Source organism: Endozoicomonas ascidiicola, from assembly GCF_001646945.1.
GTDB classification, from domain to species: Bacteria; Pseudomonadota; Gammaproteobacteria; order Pseudomonadales; family Endozoicomonadaceae; genus Endozoicomonas; species Endozoicomonas ascidiicola.
This window is the reverse complement of the sequence record NZ_LUTV01000003.1, coordinates 58,682-80,350: the sequence shown is the minus strand read 5'-3', so window position 1 is coordinate 80,350 and position 21,669 is coordinate 58,682. Positions and strand designations below refer to the sequence as shown.

At 47.1% G+C, this 21,669-nt stretch carries 22 protein-coding genes, 1 tRNA gene and 1 riboswitch; of the genes, 11 read left to right on the top strand and 12 right to left on the bottom strand.

Going from position 1 to position 21,669, the window contains the following annotated elements:
• The first annotated feature begins 176 nt into the window (after nt 1–176).
• Nucleotides 177–728 carry a tyrosine-type recombinase/integrase gene (locus AKL11_RS07855; RefSeq protein WP_067516204.1) on the top strand — a complete coding sequence of 184 codons (552 nt, stop codon included), beginning with the start codon at nt 177–179 and terminating at the stop codon, nt 726–728.
• Nucleotides 729–786: 58 nt separating this feature from the next.
• Here AKL11_RS07855 and AKL11_RS07850 read toward each other — a convergent pair.
• The 5 genes from AKL11_RS07850 to AKL11_RS07830 all read right to left on the bottom strand — a co-directional run bounded on the left by AKL11_RS07850 (nt 787) and on the right by AKL11_RS07830 (nt 4,395).
• Nucleotides 787–876 (bottom strand) — tRNA-Ser (locus AKL11_RS07850).
• A gap of 93 nt (nt 877–969) precedes the next feature.
• Complete coding sequence (locus AKL11_RS07845) at nt 970–1,821, bottom strand: SDR family oxidoreductase (protein WP_067516202.1); 852 nt, start codon at nt 1,819–1,821, stop codon at nt 970–972.
• Nucleotides 1,822–1,882: 61 nt separating this feature from the next.
• Nucleotides 1,883–3,118 carry a cysteine desulfurase-like protein gene (locus tag AKL11_RS07840; protein WP_067516200.1) on the bottom strand — a complete coding sequence of 412 codons (1,236 nt, stop codon included), beginning with the start codon at nt 3,116–3,118 and terminating at the stop codon, nt 1,883–1,885.
• Complete coding sequence (locus AKL11_RS07835; protein ID WP_157673465.1) at nt 3,102–3,767, bottom strand: 2OG-Fe dioxygenase family protein; 666 nt, start codon at nt 3,765–3,767, stop codon at nt 3,102–3,104. The genes AKL11_RS07840 and AKL11_RS07835 overlap by 17 nt, the downstream gene beginning before the upstream one ends.
• Before the next feature lie 121 nt (nt 3,768–3,888).
• The gene (locus AKL11_RS07830) at nt 3,889–4,395 is read right to left on the bottom strand and encodes a lactoylglutathione lyase family protein (protein WP_067516196.1); all 507 of its coding nucleotides are present in this window, start codon (nt 4,393–4,395) and stop codon (nt 3,889–3,891) included.
• Between the two features lie 92 nt (nt 4,396–4,487).
• On the opposite strand from AKL11_RS07830, the gene AKL11_RS07825 reads away from it, so the two are divergent.
• Entirely contained in the window at nt 4,488–5,375 is an 888-nt protein-coding gene (locus tag AKL11_RS07825; protein ID WP_067516194.1) for a LysR family transcriptional regulator, read from the top strand.
• Here AKL11_RS07825 and AKL11_RS07820 read toward each other — a convergent pair.
• The 4 genes from AKL11_RS07820 to AKL11_RS07805 form a co-directional block, all read right to left on the bottom strand.
• Nucleotides 5,340–6,248 carry a DMT family transporter gene (locus tag AKL11_RS07820; RefSeq protein WP_067516192.1) on the bottom strand — a complete coding sequence of 303 codons (909 nt, stop codon included), beginning with the start codon at nt 6,246–6,248 and terminating at the stop codon, nt 5,340–5,342. The two genes, AKL11_RS07825 and AKL11_RS07820, sit on opposite strands and share 36 nt — an antisense overlap.
• Before the next feature lie 97 nt (nt 6,249–6,345).
• The gene (locus tag AKL11_RS07815) at nt 6,346–8,280 is read right to left on the bottom strand and encodes a DNA recombination protein RmuC (RefSeq protein WP_067516190.1); all 1,935 of its coding nucleotides are present in this window, start codon (nt 8,278–8,280) and stop codon (nt 6,346–6,348) included.
• Nucleotides 8,281–8,397: 117 nt separating this feature from the next.
• Nucleotides 8,398–9,048 (bottom strand): ChrR family anti-sigma-E factor, encoded by a 651-nt coding sequence (locus AKL11_RS07810; protein ID WP_067516188.1) that lies wholly within the window; start codon nt 9,046–9,048, stop codon nt 8,398–8,400.
• Entirely contained in the window at nt 9,045–9,602 is a 558-nt protein-coding gene (locus tag AKL11_RS07805) for a sigma-70 family RNA polymerase sigma factor (RefSeq protein ID WP_067517236.1), read from the bottom strand. The genes AKL11_RS07810 and AKL11_RS07805 overlap by 4 nt, the downstream gene beginning before the upstream one ends.
• Nucleotides 9,603–9,858: 256 nt before the next feature.
• Here AKL11_RS07805 and AKL11_RS07800 point away from each other — a divergent pair, with 256 nt between their 5' ends.
• The 4 genes from AKL11_RS07800 to AKL11_RS07785 are packed head-to-tail and all read left to right on the top strand — an operon-like array spanning nt 9,859 to nt 13,827.
• Nucleotides 9,859–11,202 (top strand): NAD(P)/FAD-dependent oxidoreductase, encoded by a 1,344-nt coding sequence (locus AKL11_RS07800; RefSeq protein WP_245673334.1) that lies wholly within the window; start codon nt 9,859–9,861, stop codon nt 11,200–11,202.
• Nucleotides 11,203–11,216: 14 nt separating this feature from the next.
• On the top strand, nt 11,217–12,053 hold the full coding sequence (locus tag AKL11_RS07795; protein ID WP_067516184.1) for a DUF1365 domain-containing protein: 837 nt from the start codon (nt 11,217–11,219) through the stop codon (nt 12,051–12,053).
• Nucleotides 12,050–13,288 (top strand): SAM-dependent methyltransferase, encoded by a 1,239-nt coding sequence (locus tag AKL11_RS07790; RefSeq protein WP_067516182.1) that lies wholly within the window; start codon nt 12,050–12,052, stop codon nt 13,286–13,288. The genes AKL11_RS07795 and AKL11_RS07790 overlap by 4 nt, the downstream gene beginning before the upstream one ends.
• Nucleotides 13,285–13,827, top strand: a complete 543-nt coding sequence (locus tag AKL11_RS07785) for a DUF3833 domain-containing protein (RefSeq protein WP_067516180.1) — start codon at nt 13,285–13,287, stop codon at nt 13,825–13,827. The genes AKL11_RS07790 and AKL11_RS07785 overlap by 4 nt, the downstream gene beginning before the upstream one ends.
• Nucleotides 13,828–13,835: 8 nt before the next feature.
• Here AKL11_RS07785 and AKL11_RS07780 read toward each other — a convergent pair whose 3' ends face one another.
• On the bottom strand, nt 13,836–14,852 hold the full coding sequence (locus AKL11_RS07780; protein ID WP_067516178.1) for an IS1595 family transposase: 1,017 nt from the start codon (nt 14,850–14,852) through the stop codon (nt 13,836–13,838).
• Between the two features lie 104 nt (nt 14,853–14,956).
• Here AKL11_RS07780 and AKL11_RS07775 point away from each other — a divergent pair, with 104 nt between their 5' ends.
• On the top strand, nt 14,957–15,727 hold the full coding sequence (locus AKL11_RS07775) for an SDR family NAD(P)-dependent oxidoreductase (RefSeq protein ID WP_067516176.1): 771 nt from the start codon (nt 14,957–14,959) through the stop codon (nt 15,725–15,727).
• A 23-nt stretch (nt 15,728–15,750) separates the two neighbouring features.
• Here AKL11_RS07775 and AKL11_RS24525 read toward each other — a convergent pair whose 3' ends face one another.
• Nucleotides 15,751–17,406: a hypothetical protein gene (locus AKL11_RS24525; RefSeq protein WP_095210258.1), complete on the bottom strand. Its 1,656-nt coding sequence runs from the start codon at nt 17,404–17,406 to the stop codon at nt 15,751–15,753.
• 128 nt (nt 17,407–17,534) lie between these two features.
• Nucleotides 17,535–17,647: riboswitch (TPP riboswitch) on the top strand.
• A 133-nt stretch (nt 17,648–17,780) separates the two neighbouring features.
• On the opposite strand from AKL11_RS24525, the gene thiD reads away from it, so the two are divergent.
• From thiD to AKL11_RS07745, 4 genes are read left to right on the top strand one after another with little or no spacing between them, the layout of a single operon-like run.
• Entirely contained in the window at nt 17,781–18,611 is an 831-nt protein-coding gene (gene thiD / locus AKL11_RS07760) for a bifunctional hydroxymethylpyrimidine kinase/phosphomethylpyrimidine kinase (RefSeq protein ID WP_067516170.1), read from the top strand.
• A gap of 18 nt (nt 18,612–18,629) precedes the next feature.
• Nucleotides 18,630–19,424 (top strand): ABC transporter ATP-binding protein, encoded by a 795-nt coding sequence (locus AKL11_RS07755; RefSeq protein ID WP_067516167.1) that lies wholly within the window; start codon nt 18,630–18,632, stop codon nt 19,422–19,424.
• The gene (locus AKL11_RS07750; RefSeq protein WP_067516165.1) at nt 19,425–20,168 is read left to right on the top strand and encodes an ABC transporter permease; all 744 of its coding nucleotides are present in this window, start codon (nt 19,425–19,427) and stop codon (nt 20,166–20,168) included.
• A gap of 12 nt (nt 20,169–20,180) precedes the next feature.
• Nucleotides 20,181–21,146, top strand: coding sequence for an ABC transporter substrate-binding protein (locus AKL11_RS07745; RefSeq protein WP_067516163.1), 966 nt, complete (start codon nt 20,181–20,183; stop codon nt 21,144–21,146).
• Between the two features lie 188 nt (nt 21,147–21,334).
• Here the strand turns inward: AKL11_RS07745 and AKL11_RS07740 are convergent.
• A partial coding sequence (locus AKL11_RS07740; RefSeq protein ID WP_157673507.1) for a transposase occupies nt 21,335–21,669 on the bottom strand: 335 nt, incomplete at its 5' end.

Below are 21,669 nucleotides of genomic sequence, written 5' to 3'. Positions count from 1 at the left end.
GCTCAGATAGACATTTGGAGCTCCTTGTACCGCAAGTGATTAAGGCTAACGTCTTATTATGCACTATCGAGCATCGTAAACTCTAAGCTCGAGCTCCTTTACTGATCGATTATATAAGCACTTAACCATTTCCTTTCGAATAAATCACTAACCGACCAGCAAGCATCACTAACACCGTGACTTCTTGGATTGACAGTGCGCCGAAAAAACGCATCCATAAAAAAGAGCTTATCTTCCTGAGCAATGATGAAACCCAATTGCTATTTGAAGACATCAGGAAGAACTGTAAAAGCTGCCACGTGATGATCATCACCAAGATTTGTCTTTCTACCGGTGCGCGCTGGGGAGAGATCGAGAGCCGCAAAGATCAGCACTTTAAGAATAATCAGGTTTACCTGACTTACATCAAATCCAAAAAGAACCGGATCATTCCATTAGATGAAGATTTGTTTCAGGAGGTGAAGCAGTACATCAGGGACAAAGGAGAGTTCACCAACTGCCAGGAATCTTTCAGAAGTGCTTTGCTGCGTTCAGGAGTGAGAACCGTCCGAGGTCAGGTCAGCCACTTTATGATGAATGGCGGAAACATACGGGTACTGCAAAGCATCCTCGCTCATTCAGGCATTAAGATGACCATGAAGTACGCCAAATTCAGCAAAGAACATTTAAACGACGCGGTAAGACTAAATCCATTAAGTAAAATGGACACTTCTTGGAAGCATCAGTAATTTGGGACTTTTGATCGAAAGTAAACAGAAGGAAAATCAAAAACTTAGAAGGGATATATGGCGGTGAGGGAGGGATTCGAACCCTCGGTACGGATTAACGTACACACACTTTCCAGGCGTGCTCCTTCAGCCACTCGGACACCTCACCGTATATCCAAAGCCTTTCAGCCCTGAACAGGTGGCGTACTTTATATCAGCTTTTGCCTAAAGGCAAAGGGAAAAGTACCTACAAACCGAAAATTTATTCCAATCGGTCAAGGCCGAAGTTTTTACGGAGAATTTTCTCCAACAAAGCGGTGGGAACCAAAGCTTTGAGCAGCGGGAAAGCAAAACTACCGTACGCCAATCGCACGATATTCAGCCTGCGGCCCGATTCCAGTTTATCCACTAAATCGGAGCAAAACTGTTCTGCTGGTGTCGGATTGTCCTGAGAAGCCATGGCTCTGGCCTGAACCTGTCGCTCAATGGGCACATAAATACTATCAGGCTTCATTACTGTATTGAGCACCTGACTGGCAGTATCACCAAATTTGGATCGAACACCGCCAGGTTGAACCGTCACTACCCCTACACCAAAGGGCTTCAGCTCCATTCTTAATACATCCGAAAGCGCATTAATGGCGGCTTTAGATGCACAATAACTGCCAGAAAATGGCGTACAGAGCACACCGGAGACACTGCCAATATTGACAATGGTACCCTGCCGGCGCTGGCACATTTTTGGAGCGACAGAGCGCACCAGCGCCATGGGGGCAAAGACATTGGTTGAGAATTGTCTTTCCAGTTCGTCTTCCGGTAAGTCGATCAGCGGCCCCATACTGCCGTAACCGGCATTGTTCACCAGAATGTCGAGGTGACCATCAACCGTGTAAATATGTTTTACTGCCTGCTGCACCTGCTCTCTATCAGTGACATCAAGTGTGAGTATCTCCATGCCTTTGGCAGAAAGTTCTTCTACACTCTTTACGTTACGGGCTGTTGCCCACACGCGGTAACCTCGGTGATGAAACTCAAGAGCCAGAGTTCGTCCAATGCCGGAGGAGCATCCGGTTATCAATACATTCTGGGCTTTGATACATTTTCTCCCTGACATCTTCGTAGATCTCGAAGTAAAAGTCTCTACCGGCAGTCTCCAGAAATCAAGACGCTTAGCTTTATATATCCTCAAGTGCATTAAGCACTCTGAACACTTCGTCTTCCGTGTGATAGTGTACAAACCCTATTCTCAACACCCCATCAAACGACTCAAGTCGTAAGTGCCTGATCAGGTCCAGCGCATAACAATGTCCTGACCATGCATAAACACCCCGCTCAGCCAGCAGTTCTGCTAACTGGGCAGAGGATCTGCCAGCCTTGGTCAATGCAAAAGTGGGTGTTCTGTTCAGGGTTTCTGGTGAACCGTAAAGGGTGACCCCATCAATATCCCTGCACCCTTTAAGAAATTGTTCACTGATATGCTCTTCATGTTGGCTAATCCAATGGGCAGAATTCTCTAAACCTGCCCTGTCAGGTTTAGAATCTGTCAGCCAGCCATGGTATCGAATGCAGGCAATTAGCCCGGCAATGGCTTCAAAGTTCTGCGTTCCATTCTCCCAACTGCCTGGAGGGTGATTGATGGAAGCCCTGACTTTGTACGGCTCAATACTCTCCAGAAGCTCACTTTTACCGTATAGAACACCGAGATGCGGACCACAGAATTTATAGGGTGAACATACCAGAAAATCAGTATCAAGCTCTGATACATCAATCAAATGATGTGCAGCATAATGCACAGCATCAACGAATACTTTTACTCCTGCGTCATGAGCAGCCTGAATAAGTTCACGAGCTGGCGTTATACTGCCGGTCACATTCGAAGCCAGGGTAAACGCCACAAGACATGTTTTCTCGCTCAGCAAGCGCTGCAATTCACTGACAGACAGGTTCACCTCATCTGTAACCGTCATTTTATGCACAGTACAACCCCGTTCTTCTGCAGCCAGAACCCAAGGGGTAATGTTTGCGTCATGATCCAGCATTGAAACAATGATTTCCTCACCCGCTTGCCACGTTCTGCTAATTGCTCGACTGAATGAAAACGTCAACGAGGTCATATTGGCGCCAAATACAATGCAATTTTGCGGTGCATTCAAAAACTGGCCGGTAATGGATCTTGCCTGTTTAACTAACTCTGCTGTTTCAAGACTGGTAGAAAATACACCACCCAGATTCGCAGTGCCCTTATGCAGATAGCCAGACATTGCCTCAATAACATCCATCGGCATCTGGGTGCCACCCGGTGCATCCGAAAACACGGCCGCTTGCACGACCCCATCCGAACGCCTAAGAGCAGGAAACTGATGCCTGATTCGAGAAAGATTAAATTGACTGTTGTTATTTGACACGAGCATCACTCAAGCTGACAGTAATAACAAATACATCTCGATACCCGTTTACGTTTGCAGAGCTGCTGGCATGTATTGGGGCTGTGTAGTGATAGAGCTTCCGGTCATTACAGTAAATGACATCACCAGGCTGCATAATACATTTATAGATGGGCTCTCCATCTGGATCCTGAAAGAGTTGTGTTTCCGCACCTTCTATATCGTGGCGGGCGATACAACAAATAGCAATCAGATCAAAACCATCCTGATGAATACCTTCGGGTACGGGCACACCTTCATCCGAACCGGAGCAGAGAATACGAATCTGGTGAACGCCCAGAACCGTTTTATCCGGGTTGAAGCAAAAATAATCACTAACTTCTTTGATGAGTGCTTTAAATTGAGTAGCCTCGACTAAATCCGACTCAAGATCCGGGTACTCCCTTTGGATATCGCCACTTAAATAGTTCACTGATTTTGATTGAACAAAGCGGCTATGGGGCAATTTTTTCAGACTGTCAGCCTGGCCAGTAAACTGCGAATAACGTCTTAAACGATAATTCCCTTCGACATATTGATCCGGCACCAACACCTTAAAAGAATCAGAAAATGCGTTTAAATCTATATTTTTTAATCGCTCATGAGAAAAAGTAAACTCAGATGTCACAAAAGACATAATCGGTACCCCTTTTCTGACTGAGATTTCAACCATGCTTTTCAATCATGTTCATGCCGATGCAGTATAGACGACGCCCGACACAACGATGAAAATTTCAGTCAGAAAGTTAAATGCAATATCAGCGATAAGCACCCGCAGAATACGTTAGTTCATAACTATGGCTGTAAATCTCAAGAATGTTGCCAAACGGGTCTTCCATATAGATCATTCGGTAAGGCTTTTCACCCGGATAATAGAAGCGTGGCTTTTCCATACGTTTTTTACCGCCAGCGGCTACAATCTTCTCCGCAAGCCCTTCAACATCTGGATCCTGAACACAGAAATGGAAGATACCGGTTTTCCAGTATTCAAAGTTGTTCTCACGATTTTCCTGATTTTTGAACTCAAAGATTTCCACACCAATTTTGTCACCCGTAGACAGGTGAGCAATGCGGAAGTGATCCCATCCGGCTCCAAATACATCGGTGCACATTTCACCAATTGCGCTGCCGTCTTCAGTAATGGTTGTTGCCGGCATAATGAGATACCAGCCCAATACTTCGGTGTAAAACTTGACGACTTTTTCCAGATCAGGGACAGAAATACCAATGTGAGAAAAGGTTCTTGGGTATACTTGCTCAACCATTGTCTTTTACCTCTTAAACAATAGACTGAGTTTAGAAGCTGATGGCGAGCACAGAAAATTATCGTTTGCGATGAAGTTGATAACACCCCGCTATGGTTAACCCTCTCTGGCTAAAAACCTTTATTATTCTGGTGGAGCAGAAGCATTTCACCCGAACGGCATCGTTGCTGCATATGACTCAGCCTGGCGTTAGCCAACACATCCGTAAGCTTGAAACCTATTATCAGTCGCAGTTGATCAACCGGCTTGAAAAGCACTTTGAGCTAACACTGGAAGGCGAAAAACTGTTGCAGTTTGCTCGCGACTTTTTGTCTCAAGAGCAGCAGTTTAAAGAAACCTTAGGAGAAGACAGTCAATTTGAAGGCATTTGTCGTTTGAGTAGCCCTGGGGCGCTGGCGATGCGCCTTTATCCACAGTTGTGCGAGATTCAGAAAGAACATCCGGATCTGATCATCCATTTTGAAGTGGCGCCTAATCACCGAATTGTCAGTGAGCTGATTAATAACACCATCGATATCGGCTTAATTACTCATCAGGTGGATACACCGGAGTTAATCACCACGGCTATGGAGCAAGAGTCGCTCTGCCTTGTGGTGCCATCAGTAATAAAGAAAGTCGCTTTTGGTGAGCTTTGCCACCTGGGCGTCATTATTCATCCAGATGCACATCATCATATTCCTGCGGTACTGAAAGCCAACTTCCCAGAGTTTCAGCATCTCTCTGAGTTTCAGGTAAAAGGGGCGATTAACCAGATTAATCTTATTCTGGAGCCGGTGGCAGCCGGCCATGGTTTCACGGTTATTCCGGAATCTATTGTCAGGGCGTTCCACAACAAGGCCGGCATCCATATCGTGCCACTATCGATACCGGTTTACGAAACCATCTACCTTGCACATAAACGACACCGGGCACCTGCTAGCCGCTACAGTTATATTCTTAGTCAGTTATTCCCGCAACAATTCAGCAGTTTGAACGGTTGATGGCTTTTTAATGACATTCCACCGGGAAATCACCAGCGCTGTCAGGATCAACACACAACCGAGCACCTTTTGCTCAGTCAGGATTTCCCCGAGCCAGATCACACTCATAACCGCTGTCCATACCGGTTCAAGTATCATCAACAACACAGCATGGCTTGGTTCAGAGTGCTTCAGAGCCCATGTATAAAGAAAGTAACGAAGGCTCGTTGACAGCACCACGGCAGCCACGACCCACCACCAGAATTCAGGCGCAATGGCGACAGGCCAACTTTCAACGGAATATGATATTCCAGCGCTAATCACACCCGGAACCAGTAACATCATAAACGTGGTGGCCATGGCTGGAATATCACGGGAAAAGCGGCTGGTGTAGATAAAGTGCAGGGCAAAAAACAGGGTTGCGGTCAGATACAATAGTTGTGCCATTTCAAACTGCCAGCTGCTTTTTATGGCCAGCAGAGCAATGCCACCGACAGCAAAAGGAAGAGCGTACAAAGTCAGCCGATTGATCTTAGTACCGAACATCAGCCGTATCAGAAATGGCACCATAGTCAGGGAAAGGCTCATGATAAAAGCACCTTCCCCAAGCTGGGTGGAATTATCCACCGCCTGAATCCAGAAATACATGGCGCAGGTTTGCAGTAAGCCAACTACGAGACAGGTTAATAACTGACTACTGGAGAGCCTGAAAATCTGAGAGATCGCAAATGGAAAGATGATTGCCGCCGCACCAATATATCGGATAGCGATGTAGCCCATGGGCGGCATACCGCCAATAGCGAATTTTGAGAACAACCAGCCTGTCGCAGCCAGTACACCAACGAAGAGAAGTACAAAATCCGCTTTCAGGGATAAATTGGAGGTAGACTGCATGTGGTAGTTGCCAGCACGGTGGTTTCAGTTTCAACAAAGCATACTGAAATCATCGCTACCGGCACAGTGGGGAAAATACGCTATTTCACCCGCACGCCTAAGTGTTGCCGTCCTCCGATCGGTAATTTTCTTCAGAAAAAGTGGAGGTTGCCTCAGGGTATTCCTGCTCTAATCTGGCGAGTTCATCTTCCAGAGCTGGCAGTTCGGTGTTCAGCATTTCCAGGCGGGTTTCGATCTCTGCAAAATCCGGTAGTTCTTCGGTCGTTTCTTCAGGCTCAGATTCCGGATGCAAAGCCTCTGAGGCTTCCTGCGGATCTTGCTCTACCGCTACAGGCTCTGGTTCACTCGTACCTGTGGATAGTTCACTTTCTACTTCGACTGCCGGCTCGTCGAGACTCTTTTCTACTGCTTCAGCTTCGACGACTTCAACTTCTGTCATGTCAGCTCCTGGAGTTGGTTCAACCTTATCTTCGTGCAGATCTGGTGCAGCAGCCTCAACTGGAGACGTTGCAGGTTGCTCAGCCTCTGCTTCCATCTTTAACAAAGCGTCTATTTCACCGGTACCTAGGTCCGCTGTTTCCAATGTTTTGGCGGGCAACTCTTTTTTCACTCGAACACCCAGGGCGAGGAATTGATCTGCCTGAGCAATCAAATTACCACGACCGTGCTTCAGCGTACTCATGGCTTCATCGTAGGTAGTTCGGGCATTACCCAGCTGGGAATCCAGTTTCTCCATTTTTTCGACGAAGATACGCAACTTGTCGTACACCTGACGACCTTTATCTGCCAGCTTACGGGCATTGGCATTTTGTCGTTCAATGGTCCAGAGGTTGGCAACGGTTCTCAAGGTCGCCAACAATGTGGTGGGTGTCACCACAACAATACGTTTTTCGAATGCTTCGTTAAATAGCTGCTGATCGTACTGGAAGGCAGAGATAAACGCCGGTTCAATGGGCATGAACATAAAGACAAAATCGGGCGTTTTGATTTCTGGCAGGCTTGGGTAGTCTTTCTGGTTCAAGCTATTGATATGGTTACGAATGCTTTGAATGTGGCGTGCCATTGCTGCGTCACGGTCTTTGTCGTTCTCCGCATTCACATAAGCCATGTAATCCACCAGCGACACCTTGGAATCGATAATCAGGTGCTTTCCTTCCGGCAGGCGAACGATGAAGTCTGGGCGCTTATTTTGCCCGTCGTCATCTTTAAAATTTGGCTCCCGTTCGTACTCTTGCCCCTTCACCAAACCACTGCTTTCCAGAATGGTTTCAACCTGCATTTCACCCCAGTTACCTTGCAGTTTTTTATCGCCCTTCAAGGCTTTGGCAAGGTTCTGAGCTTCATCGGTCATTTGGCGATTGAGCTGGTGCATGGTTTCCAGCTGCTGTTTCAGCGCTGCACGACCCGCGCTGTCTTCTTTATGGGCAGCTTCCACTTTATTACGGAAGTCGCCTAACTGTTCTTTGAACGGTGTCAGCAACGCGCTGAGTTGTTGTTGATGCTGATCGGAGAATACCTTGCCTCTGGCCTCAAATATTTCATGAGCCAGATGTTTGAATTCCTGCTTCAGGGTTTCTTTGTTTTCCTGCAGTTGCATCAGCGCCTTCTGATTTTGCGACTGCTGTTCTTCCAGGCGAGTTTCCAATTCACGCACTCGTTGCTCTGCCTGATTACGTTCTGCCCTTTCCTGGGACAATTCTTTCGAACGCTCCTGAAGATCACGGCTTTTTTCCGCTTCCCGTTTGCGTTCGCTGATCAGAATTGCTTCAAGGCGACCGGCTTTCAGTTGGTGCTGATTAACCTGTTCATTCAACTTTGTCGTTTCTCTAAGACGCTTTGACTGGTTTTCATCCAGCGTCACCTGCAGTGAAATATTCTGATCGGACAACTGAGATACCTGAACCTGCAGGCTCTCGTTGTCACGATGCATGTGTGTATGTTCACTTTGCTGGCTCTGGCGACAGACCACCCAAGCCACGGCAAAGGACAATAATGAGGATGCAGCCACTGCAACAAGGGCAGTAAACGTCATGTAGAAATCTCTCTGAGAAGTTGACCAAACAGTTATACCTGAATCTAAGACAGATTCCCTGAGAAAAAAGTTCAGGTCAATTACAAAAAAATCTGTAATTGACCTGCAAGGAAGAGATTACAGCTGGAAGAAAGGCTGAAGGAGACGAGGAACCAAGCCTTTAAATCGCAAAGGCGCATCGGTAGCAATGAGGCAAATACAGCCTTCATGGGTGTCTGCCACGGGTTGATGGGTGACGTCCGGATCAACATCTGCCACATCGCCCGTTCGAAAACGGCCCAGCTCATCGCTGTAGGAACCTTTTAGCACCAGCGTAAGTTCGGAGCCCGAGTGCCCATGCACAGGCATGAACGTGCCGGGAGCAATGTTGAGCAGCCTGAGCTTTCCGTCGGAAGCGGGCAATATGAATTGCTTCAAACCCGGTGCCACACGGCTCCATTTCAAATCTGCAAACCATTGGCCAATCAACGGGCGAAGCTGAGTAGGGATATCACCTTCTTTCTGTAGCCCTTCAATCACGACAGCCGGTGGCTCAATGGCATGATCATCCAACATGGCCAGCATGTTATCTCTGGCATTTCTGGACATGTCATCAGCAGACACTTCCTTAAGCAATGCCATGCCAATATTCTCAGCCTCCGTCACCGTATGGCGGCAATGTTCACATGCCTCAAGATGACAGGCGACGACCATGGCTAACGCATCGGAAAGACTGCCGGCACCATAATTAAGCAATGTGCTCAGGTCCGGGTGGTGGTTGCAGCTCATGATTCACCTCCCATGCGAAACCGCAATTTATCAAATGCCAGGCGCAAACCTGACTTCACGCTGCCAATGGGCATGCCCATGTCGTCAGCAATTTCCCTGTGGGTTTTTCCTTCGTAATAGACTTTGTAAACCAGCTGAGCCTGCTGCAGCGGCAGGGAATCCAGCGCACTTTTGATTTTTCCGGAATCACAAACATCCAGATTTGGGGTGTAGCCTGTTTCCGGATACACACTCAATGGCGATAACAAATCTGGTTTTTCTTTACGCAGACGATCAATCCAAAGGTTTCTGGCAATCCTAAATAACCAGGTGGATGCCGTGGCCTTTTCCGGATCGTAACTGGCGGCTTTTTTCCAAACGGTGAGCATGGTTTCCTGCACCAACTCCTCCGCCAGTTCAGCAGCGGCGCCTTTCTTCACAAGAAAGCTTTTGATCCGGGGAGAAAAGTAATCGTACAACTGCATAAATAATAATTTGTCTTGATGCTTTGCCAGATCCACAAGCAACTGCCTGAAGTCCTGAGTATGACTCACCTGATCAGGTTCTAATTCCATAGAGTTATCAACAAGCCTGAGATGTACCATAGTTCTTATATTTTCTTTGACGTTACAGCTTATACGCAGAAGGTTAGAAAAGGGATCTTTTTTGGCTCTTTTGATAAACAGGTCGCCAAGCCCAGAACTAATCTTTTCAGATTACTCATCGTTTCGAAAAGTAAAACCATAAATCAGTCAGTTATGATCCAATCTGTTTTTTCTTTCGTAATGCCACAAAACAGAATGGGTACAACCAATAACAAGGAGCTTTTTTGTGTCCGAGAAAGGAATGAACATCGCCGTTGTCGGCTCCGGAATCAGTGGTCTTTCCTGCGCCTGGCTTCTTTCAAAGCAACACCGGGTAACACTGTTTGAGAAAGATGATCGCTTTGGCGGTCACAGTCACACTGTCACCGTCGGAGCTGAAGACCCCGTACCGGTGGATACCGGATTTATTGTCTTCAATGAAAGAACCTATCCGAACCTGACCGCTTTTTTTAAGCATCTTCAAGTGCCTTATGTGCCCACCGAGATGTCTTTTGGCGTTTCTCTGGGCAACGGTTCTACGGAATATGCCGGCACTGATCTCAATGGCCTATTTGCCCAGAAAAAGAACCTGATCAAACCAGGCTTCTGGCTGATGATCGCGGATATTCTGCGTTTTTACCGTAACAGCGGACAATGGCTCGATACCATTGATGCCAATCTAACGCTGGGGCAACTGCTTGATCGCGAACGCTTTAGTCAGCGTTTTATCCATGATCATTTGATTCCCATGGGCGCAGCCATCTGGTCGACGCCGGCGGATAAAATGCTGGACTATCCAGCCTTGGCCTTTCTCCGTTTCTGCATGAATCACGGCCTGTTACAGCTAAGTGATCGCCCTCAATGGCAAACCGTTCAGGGCGGTAGCCGAGAGTACGTTCAAACCATCATTAAAGCGCTGGGTGAAGATGCAATAGCTAATCGATGCATCCGCAAAATCAAACGATATTCCAATGAAGTTCGCCTTACCGATATCAAAGGTAAAGAGTGGGTCTTCGATCATGTCGTTATGGCCTCCCATGCAGACACCACGTTGGAACTGTTGTCGGATCCGGATGAATTAGAGCAACACCTGCTCGGCAGCTTTTCTTTCCAACGCAACAAAGCTCTGCTCCACAGCGATGAAAAACTGATGCCGGTTTCCAAAAATGCCTGGGCGAGCTGGAATTACCTGAGTTCTCCCAAGGATGCTGATGGCGATACCGGACCATCGATCACCTATTGGATGAACCATTTGCAGCACTTGGAGGGACAAAATCTGTTCGTCACACTCAACCCTGCCAAAGAGCCAGATACCGATAAAATTCATGGTTGCTACCTTTATGACCACCCGGTATTTAACCTGGAAGCCCTTGAAGCCCAACGTCGTATATGGGAACTTCAAGGTAGAAACCGCACATGGTATTGCGGCGCCTGGATGGGTTACGGCTTTCACGAAGACGGTCTTCAGTCCGGTCTTGCCGTTGCGGAAAGCCTGGGCGGCATTCGTCGTCCGTGGCAAGTAAAAGGAGAAAATGACCGATTGCATCTTCCCAGCTTTTTAAGTGAGAACCTTGAAGCTCAACCGGCTTAACAGGAGTTCTGATCATGCACTCTTCTGTCTATACCGGTGAGCTGATGCATAACCGGTTAAAGCCAAAAAAGCACCGATTCTCATATCGTGTGGCTTCCTGGCTGATTGACCTGGATGAACTGGATGAATTGGCTGGCTCCCAGCGATTCTTCTCCAGAAACCGGTTTAATGCTGTCTCTTTTTATGATGGTGATTATGGCGATGGTTCTGACCTTCCCCTGAAAACACAAATCAGTCGGCTATTACAACAGCATGGCATTGATTCACCCGATACGGTCAGGTTGCTCTGCTATCCCCGTATTATGGGTTATACCTTTAACCCATTGGCTGTGTACTTTTGCTACAGTAACGGACAACTGACCGCTATTGTTTATGAAGTCAGCAATACTTTTAAAGAACGTCATGCCTACGTTGCTTCTGTGGATAATAAAACACAGAGCAACCCGTCCAATGAGCTAAACCAGCAATTTGTCGTACGTAACCGCGCCGATAAACAACTGCATGTTTCTCCCTTTTTCCCCATGAACTGCTATTACCACTTTCGGGTAAAACCACCCGGCGAGAAAATCTCGCTGGGTATTACCCTAAACAACGACGAAGGAAAGCTATTCACTGCCGTTTTTACCGGCTTACATCACCGCATCAGCGACCGCTTCATCGTAAAGCAGATGCTGCTTTTACCAATGCTGACCATCAAGATAGTCGCCGCTATTCATTGGGAAGCATTGCGTTTATGGATTAAAAGCATCTCCATTTTTAAACATAACCCAAGGGGTTACTTTTTTAGTCACAGCAAAGCAACCAATAGCCGTGCAACCAATAGCCGAGCAACAGAAGAGAGGAAACTATGAATCCGACGAGCTCTACTAATATCACCAACACACAACGCCCGGCATTTCGATCTGCTTTTTCCTGGCTGGAAAACAAACTCAGCAAGGCGGGCATTTCACAGATTTCGATTCAATTCGATGGTCGTACATCCTTTGAGATTGGCGAACGCAAATCTGGCATCCCCCTGCCAACGCTTCACATTCATCAGCCCATGAGCATAATCCGCCAAAGCAGCAATGGTTTATTGGGTTGGGCAGAGGCCTACTTAAACGGAGACTGGAGCACCCCGGATCTAAAAGCATTAACAGACTGGGCCATGCACAATGAACAGCCGCTTGAACAACTATTGTCGTCCAGCCTTTTCAGCCGTTTATTTAACCGATTTCTGCACAAGCTGCGCCGCAACAGTAAAGCAGGCAGCCGTCGCAATATTGCCGCGCACTATGATCTGGGGAATGACTTCTATCGCCAGTGGCTCGATGGCTCAATGACGTATTCCAGCGCGCTATACCTTGCTGAGGATGACTCTCTGGAAACCGCCCAACATAATAAATACAACCAGATTATTAATTGGTTGCAGCTCAAAGATGATCAATCCGTGTTAGAGATTGGCTGCGGCTGGGGCGGCTTTGCCCGGTCTATTGGGGAACGACATCGTGGTTATCATGGCCATTATCAGGGCGTTACCCTCTCCACAGAACAGCTTACCTACGCTCAAGAAGCTTCAAGCCACCCTTCACAACATTTCAGCCTGACGGATTACCGGGATATCGAAGGTCAGTTTGATCATATCGTTTCCATTGAAATGATCGAGGCAGTGGGCGAAGAACATTGGCCAATCTACTTCAACAAACTCTACAACAGCCTCAAACCCGGCGGCACCGCTGTTATTCAGGCCATTCTGATTGACGACAGTCGGTTCGAGGAATACCGCAGTGGTGTGGATTTTATTCAGCGTTATATTTTCCCCGGCGGTATGTTGCCGACGGACAGCATCATTGAGCAACAAAGTGCTGATGCAGGGCTGCAGGTCATGGATCGATTGTCGTTTGGTCAGGATTATGGCCGTACTCTGGATGAGTGGAAACAACGCTTTCTGGCAGCCTGGCCATCCATTGAGCCTTTGGGATTTGATGAACGCTTTAAACGAATGTGGGAGTTTTATCTGGCGTATTGTGAAACCGGCTTCCAGTTCAAAAGCATCGACGTCTGCCTGTACAAACTGACTCGTCCACTGGAGGAGGTTGGTTTATGAAGCTGATCAAATATTTCACAAAATCGTTTTTGTTGTTTTCTTTTATTGGGCTTTTAACAGGATGCACCACCGTGGACATAGAAGATTTTGCAGGAAGCGAACCCCCACTGCTCATTGAAGATTACTTTGAAGGTGAAACCGTTGCATGGGGCATGTTTCAAGATCGTTTTGGCAATGTAAAAACACGCTTTAAAGTATTGATGAATGGCGAGATCAGCAACAATAAACTCACCCTGAACGAAGAATTTATTTACTCCGACGGCACGACCTCTGACCGCATTTGGGAAATTGATATTCTCGGTGATGGCCGCTACGAAGGTCGGGCTGGAGATATTGTCGGCAAAGCCATTGGCCGTAGCGCTGGCAATGCCTTTAATTTTAAATACAAATTACGCTTGCCTATTGATGGACGAGAATGGGTAGTTACCTTAGATGACTGGATGTATCTACAAGACGACGGTGTACTGATCAACATTGCCAACATGAGCAAGTGGGGAATTAAACTTGGCACATTGACAGTGTCATTCGAAAAACAATAACGAACGGCTCAGTTCAGGTTATGTGTTGATGAAGTCCAGTGGATCGATATCTGATCTAAAAAGCCTTCAATTGAGAACATGTGAGTCTTAAGATAACGTTTCCAGCCCAGATACCGCTGCAAATACTTTGTGGCAACCCCCTTGAAGAAGCCATTGATCCACCGCTTCAACTCACTGTGATAGGCGTTCACTGTCTGGATGTGATAAATGCCTTCTTTTACTCTCTCGCCAGAAGTGCTCACCAGTGTTTTCGAGGACAGGCTTAGCTTCTCTGCTAGATGTTCATGGGCCAGATGGGCATCAAGACACAACGTACTACCAGGCAGTATCTTGCCTTCCAGTTGTGACTGTAATTCTTTCGTACTGACTTTCTTCAGCACTGCATCTAAGACATGCCGGCTTCTGTCGCAGGCCACCATCACAGGGATCAGCGGAACAGATATTTTCTTTTCAGCTTTTGCATAACGTGATTTTCGCTGCCCTCTGCTGCCACGCTTCCGTGGGATCAGTAAGTTTCTGTCGCCTTTATGAGATTCATGGAAAAAAGTCTCATCTTCCTCGGCAATACCGGATAACTGGCCGTATGAGTCATTCTCTACCAATGCCATCAACCGGTGACGCAAGTGAAACGAAGTATCCAGAGATATGCCGCACCGTCTGGCGGCAGGCCGAAGGGTAGTCTCGCCATCCATGCACTCAACATACTGATCCAGCTTTTCCCGTACACGGAGGTGCGACAGGGGTGTACCACTCATGGCATTAAAGGTCTTGCTACAATCTTTACAACAGTAGCGCTGATGCCCATCCTTTGTACCCCAACGATTGACATGAGTTGAACGGCAACGAACACATACGGGATGTTGATCGAAGTAAAATTTAAGCCGCTCAAGAAGACGGGATTCACCCTGAGCATCAGGTTTTGCTGAATGAGCGGCAGGAGGAAGTGTTTTGTGCAAAACACCCACTTGTTCCGGAGACATTAATGGGACAGACCGGAGAATATCTGCAAACTGCTGGGACTGCATGGCTTGGCACTCCACTTACACGACTATTAAAGACTATTATCAGTATACTCCAAACTACCAACACTTAAACTGAACTGAGCCATAACGAACGCTGGAATTTATTTATGACACAAGACCATAAAACCAAGCCGGTTGTCGTATGGATTACCGGCGCCAGTCAGGGAATTGGAGAAGCACTGGCGCTTGCCATGGCAAAACAGGGAATGACGGTGCTGGCCAGTGCCCGAAATCATGAGCACCTTGCTAATCTGGTGGATAAATCAAAAAATCTGGAGGGTGATATTATCGCCTACTCTCTGGATATTACTGATCAGTCTGCAGTCAATGCTACTGCCTCAAAAATGATGAAAAATCATGGTCGCATTGATCAGGCCATTTTGAATGCAGGAACCTACATTCCGATCCCAGCTGAAAGCTTCAATAGCCACGATGTACGACAGCAGGTTGAGTTGAACATCATGGGCACCAGCTATTGTATCGAAGCGCTGCTGCCGGACATGATACAGAGAGGCCAAGGTCTAATCGCTATTAACGCGTCTCTAGCCGGTTATCGTGGTCTACCTAAAGCAGCAGGTTATGGCGCAACTAAAGCAGCGTTAATCAATATGGTTGAATCACTGCACTCAGAACTTTCTGATCATGGCATCCATTTCAAAGTGATCAATCCAGGTTTTGTAAAAACGCCTCTAACGGATAAAAACACATTCCCAATGCCATTTTTGATAGAAGCTGATAAAGCGGCCCAACTCATTATCAATCAACTCAATTCCCATTGTTTTGAAATACGTTTCCCATGGCCATTTGCTTTATTAATGCGATTAATAAGATGCTTACCCTATTCTTTGTATTTCTCATTAATCAAAAGAATGAAGTAAATAAATACCAAGCGGTGCAGTGATCAGCCTGTTCCATCAAGATACCTGAAACCCGTTATTTCTTCTTCACACGTCCTGTTGGCTAATGGCTTAGGACAATAACCTACAACTGGCTTGCACCACGAGCAGAGCGACAGATGAGTACAAGGTAATAACATGATGTCTACCTTTTTATCGCAAAGCTCACATTTCAGCCCTCTACTGACAGCTCTTGCTTGTTCTACCAATGATTCTGGTAAATCCTCTGGTAGACTAATTTCGTTACAATCATCGCCCAATGTGAATGAAGATAATAAGCTGGACACTTCGGTTGGACTGCTATTGGCGCTTCTAGTGGGTATAGCTGGGGTAGTGTTATCAGAACGATGATAGTTACAGTGCTTGCTAAGATTGATACAGAAATCCCCCGATAATTCAAACGCGAGAACCCCTACAAAGTGTTCACCTGAAGATGTTTTGAGTTTGTTTAAGACATCCTGCTCTATCAGATGTTGCTCGCCTCTCACTAGAATACACTCAGCCGCAGCTTCCTTTCGTATATCACTCCATACACTTTTGACTTCCTGAGCATCGAACTTCTGTATCAGCTGCATTCTGAGCGTCTGCATTTCCGAGATACCCACACCATGCTGCGTGGATGATGAAGGCTGTTGAGCTATGCCGCTATGAGTGCTAGTGAAAACAGGATTAAGTGGCATATTTCTATCATCTGTACCGCACAGCATAGGGCAATTTGATACTTCTCTTCGATGAACACCATCAATAGACTCCTCCGTATCATTCCATAGAAAGTTTCTTAAAACCGTCCCACAGGAGAAGCATTGGACTCTATCTCGGTTGCCAAGATAGAAAAAGCCTTTACAAGCCAGCAGCTGCCAATTTGTATACTCATTACTCCATCCACCTTTAGTAAAGGTTTCGCGTCTATCATTTTCTTTTCTCAGATCAGAGTTTTTGACTGTCTGCTCATGGTATGGGCTTACTATTGTAGCCAGTTCTATTGTTGGATATTTCTTCCGATGAGAGGCTTGCTGAGAACCGGTGTATGCCTGTTGAGCAGTTGATGCGATACCAGACTGGCGCTGTATATTATGTGGATTATGCTGTCTACTGCTTAGAGGGTTATTCGCTGAAAAACCTCTTGTAAAGTGCTGGTTAAGTATTGGGGTTCGAGAGTCTGAAACTGGTGAACCGGCAGCATGTTGAGCCTGATGGCTCACTGCTGACTTTAAAAACTCGCATTGATTACTGTGCCATTGAGTTACGTCAGAGGCCTGATGTGAGACTCTCAAATTTTCAAGCTCATGCCCACACCCACTGCATTTCAGGCGATCGTTGTAACCCGTATAATAGAAACCATTACCAGCAAGTATCTGCCGATCACGAATATCCAGAAACGTCTGATTAAGTTGTTGCAATGAGTTTAATCTCAAAGAAGGGTCTGACTTTTTAGGAATATATATATGGATGGATCGCTGACCTGGTGGATCCCTTCTTGGCGGGCTTGCGTCTGCACCAACACGGAGGTTCTGTATATTTGAATTTCTCATTCCAACAGATGATGAATAAGAGCCTCCAGTGTAACCGCTGCCGCTGCCTAATTGATTCATCATAATGTCTACACCCAAGATAAAAGATAATAATAACGATTGGACTCTATACCGATATATTAGTTCCAATATTATTTTCTTTATCTACCCTTACCATTGTATCTCACGCCAGCAAAACCCAAACTGAAACAGTCATTCAGAATCAATTGATGCAATTACAGCGACTGGACATCGCTACTCAAACCCCATAGACTCTCTGCCGCTGGTTGGGGTGCCTTGTACGAACGTTCTTACTGAATCGCAAAGCTGAGAAAAACCCATAGAACCTGAACCAGATAATGCTGGCGTAGGAAACCAACGGGCTTTTACTGCCTGAGAGCAAATGGATTTAGGTGCTCGTTTAACAAGTACAAGATCCATCAATATTTGCTCAACCGAAAACGTGGCAATCTGAAACCCGCTGAAATCCCGCCAGCTCGGACACATAATGGAGTTCCGGGCGTATGTCTTCTACACCCATCGCGTTAACCATCGCCGGTTCTGACAGTGGCGGCGGCGCCGGTATTCAGGCTGACCTGAAAGCCTTTTCAGCCCTTGGTGCCTATGGCTGTTCCGTAATTACTGCACTGACTGCCCAGAATACGCTGGGGGTACAGGGTATCTTTGACGTCACTCCTGTTTTTGTACGACAACAGTTAGATTCTGTATTGTCCGACTTACCCGTGTCGGCGGTCAAAGTTGGCATGCTCAGCCAACCTGAAGTGATTGATGCGGTTGCCCAAGCGATCACTGATTATTCCATTCAACATCTTGTCGTTGACCCCGTTATGGTAGCCACCAGCGGCGATGTGCTGCTGCAGGAAAGCGCTATCGCTACCCTGAAAAGCCAGTTGATTCCCAAAGCCAGCCTGATTACTCCTAATCTGCCGGAAGCTGCTGTTTTATTAAACTGCCCACGACCTGAATCTATCAATGATATGAAAGCCATGGTTGAACCTTTAATGGAACTGGGTGCCAGTGCCGTATTGTTGAAAGGTGGACACTTGATTGGCAGTGAAGGTAAAGCCATTGACCTGTTTCACGATGGCAAAGAGCTTCATGCCCTTGAATCTGCATGGATTGGTACCCGCAACACTCACGGAACAGGCTGTACATTGTCGTCTGCTATCACCGCATTACTGGCGAAAGGCTTTTCTCTGACAGATGCCGTTTATAAAGGTAAAGAATATATTTCTGAAGCCATTGCCCATGCGGACCAATTGCACATTGCTGGAAAGCCAGAAGAAGGCCATGGCCCGGTTCATCATTTTTATCGTACCTGGCAAAACAGTTAAGGAAACCCCGGCAGGCCCATGTTTGACGTTATCGTAAAAAATGCCAGCCTGAGATTTGGCGATCATCTCGTTTTTGAAAATCTCAACCTGACCATGCAAGGCGGAAAATGGACCTGCCTGCTCGGCGGCAGCGGCGTCGGTAAAACCAGCCTGCTACGCCTGATCGCCGGATTAAACGGCAATGACAACAGCCGCGCCGATGTGAGTGGTGAAGTCCTCTGCGAAGATGGCTTCACCGTCAACCATCGTATTGCTTGGATGGCTCAGGAAGATTTATTGCTGCCCTGGTTTACGGTATTGGAAAACATCACCCTTGGGCAGCGCTTGAGAAGAACCTGGGCAGACCGCCTGAAACGTCGACCGCTGTTATCGGGTGAAACTACCGATCAAGCCATGTCCATTCTGGAGAAGGTCGGTCTTTCTGATAAAGCCGATGTGCTGCCACAACACCTTTCTGGCGGCCAAAGGCAAAGAGCGGCTCTTGCTCGAACGCTGATGGAAAACCGCCCGTTAGTGTTAATGGACGAACCTTTCGGCGCGTTGGATGCCATCACCCGCCTGAATCTTCAAGACCTTGCCTGCGAGTTATTGGCAAATCGCACCGTGCTGTTAATCACTCATGATCCGCTGGAGGCGCTTCGTCTTGGTCATGCGGTTTATCACCTTCGTGGTCACCCGGCCCGATTAACCGATGCCTTTGTCCCTTCCGGCACCACGCCCCGTTCGTTGGATAACCATGAACTGATGTCACTTCAGGGCACATTGCTGGATCGTTTACGACATGAGTCGTTTTCAGAGGGAGGCTCTGTATAAATGAATAACAGCATTAAACCCTTTATTGTCTTTATCGCCATGCTGGCATTGTGGCACGGGCTGGTCGCGGTATTTGATATGCCCAGCTACATTCTGCCCGCCCCGTGGGAAGTAGCAAAGAGCATGGTGGAGAATGCCGGCCTGCTTTGGGAACACTCACTGGTCACTCTCAGTGAAATGCTGCTGGGTCTTTTGCTGGGTGTACTGTTGGGCATCGCTCTGGCTCTGATACTGGTTTACTTCGCAGTGCTCAGACCCTGGTTACTGCCACCACTGTTGATCACTCAGGCTATTCCCGTTTTTGCCCTGGCGCCGATTCTGATGCTCTGGTTTGGTTACGGTCTGACGTCAAAAGTCGTTATGACCATTCTGGTGATTTTCTTCCCCGTTGCCACCTGCTGTTATGACGGCCTGCGCCACACCCATCAAGGCTGGTTGGATATGGCGCAAACCATGGGCGGTAACCGTTTTGCCATTCTCAGAACCATTCGCTGGCCTGCGGCATTACCGGCGCTGGCTTCTGGTCTTCGCGTTGCCGTGGTGGTTGCACCCATTGGTGCCGTGGTTGGCGAGTGGGTGGGCTCCAGTGCCGGTCTTGGTTATTTGATGCTGCAGGCTAATGCACGACTGTGGGTCGATCAGATGTTTGCCGCCCTTGCCGTACTCGCCTTTTGTTCAGTCACTCTTTATTACACGACGGATAAACTATTACGTCGCCTCATTCCATGGAAACCAGAAACTTAACAGGAGTAAATAATGAAAAAAACCGTAAAGCACTGTTTCCTTTTTGCGCTGTCGCTGGTGTTTGCACTGAATGTGCAGGCCAATGAGCAAACAGAAAAAAAGGCTGAAGAACTGACTCTGATGCTGGAATGGTTCGTAAACCCGGATCACGGCCCAATCATCATTGCCCAGCAAAACGGTTACTTTAAAGATCAGGGTCTTGAGGTAAAAATCCAGGAACCTGCAGACCCAAACCTGCCGCCAAAGCTGGTTGCTGCGGGAGATGTAGATTTAGCCGTTTATTATCAGCCAAGCCTGATTCACGGTGTTGCCAATGGCTTACCTTTGGCCTGGGCAGGTACGCTGGTTGCTACGCCGCTGGATGGTTTGCTGGTGCTGGATGAAAGCCCGGTAAAATCCCTGAAAGACATGAAGGGCAAAACCATTGGTCTGAACATTGGCGGCATCGAGAACGCCATTCTGGACACCTTATTTGAACCTTATGGCTTCACATCGAAAGATGTAAAACTGGTGAACGTTGGCTGGAATCTGTCGTCATCTTTGATGAGTGGTCGTGTGGATGCCATTATGGGCGCCTATCGTAACTTTGAGCTAAATCAGCTGGCTATCGAAGGCGAGAAAGGCCGCATGTTCTACTACGAGGAAAACAATATTCCTCCTTACGATGAATTGATCTTTATCGCCAACAGCAAGAAGCACAATAAAGACGCTATCCGTCGCTTTCTTCGCGCAATTGAATTGGGCACCCAATACATCGTGAATAACCCGGATAAGTCCTGGGAAATCTTTCGAGATTACAGCCCTGAAAAACTGAACAACGAACTGAATCGTCGTGCGTGGTTTGATACGATTTCACGGTTTGATCTGAGGCCAGCAGCTAAAGACGTGGGTCGCTATCAGGCGTTTGCTGACTTTTTGCAAAGCAAAGGTGAGCTAAAAGATAAAGTGGATGCCAGAACGTTTATGCTTGAGCTGTAAGTATTCAACCCACCTATGAAGTTGTCGCAAAAGCCCTGGTTCCCATGCTTTGCGTGGGAACCCATACATCAACCTCTCTGAAAATTAAGAGGTATACGCGATGTTCGACTTGCAGATTTTTAACTTTGCATGGAAGTAAGTCCAACTAAAACTTTAAAAGCTGTACCAAAGTGGAGTTTCACTGATTTTTAAGCAGCAGCAATCAGGCTTTCAAACTGAATCGGTGCTTTCCCTGCACTGATATTCAGATATGAACCCATATTGTGTGCCAAAAGCTTCCTGGCTATACGCGAAGTCATATGCCACCTGTCTCGACAACGGCACCTTTCGATTTCAAATTGTTCTGCCAGCTGGCCAATAACTGTTTCAATCCTCCGTCGTACCCGCATGATTAATTTCACAAACGACTTTGGTCTATCATCTTTCATGTTTTTTCTTAGTGGYGTCTGTAGGTCGATACCTAACCCCCGGCAGTCTTCTTTGAACTCTGGTCGTATATACCCTTTGTCACCTAACAAAAGTC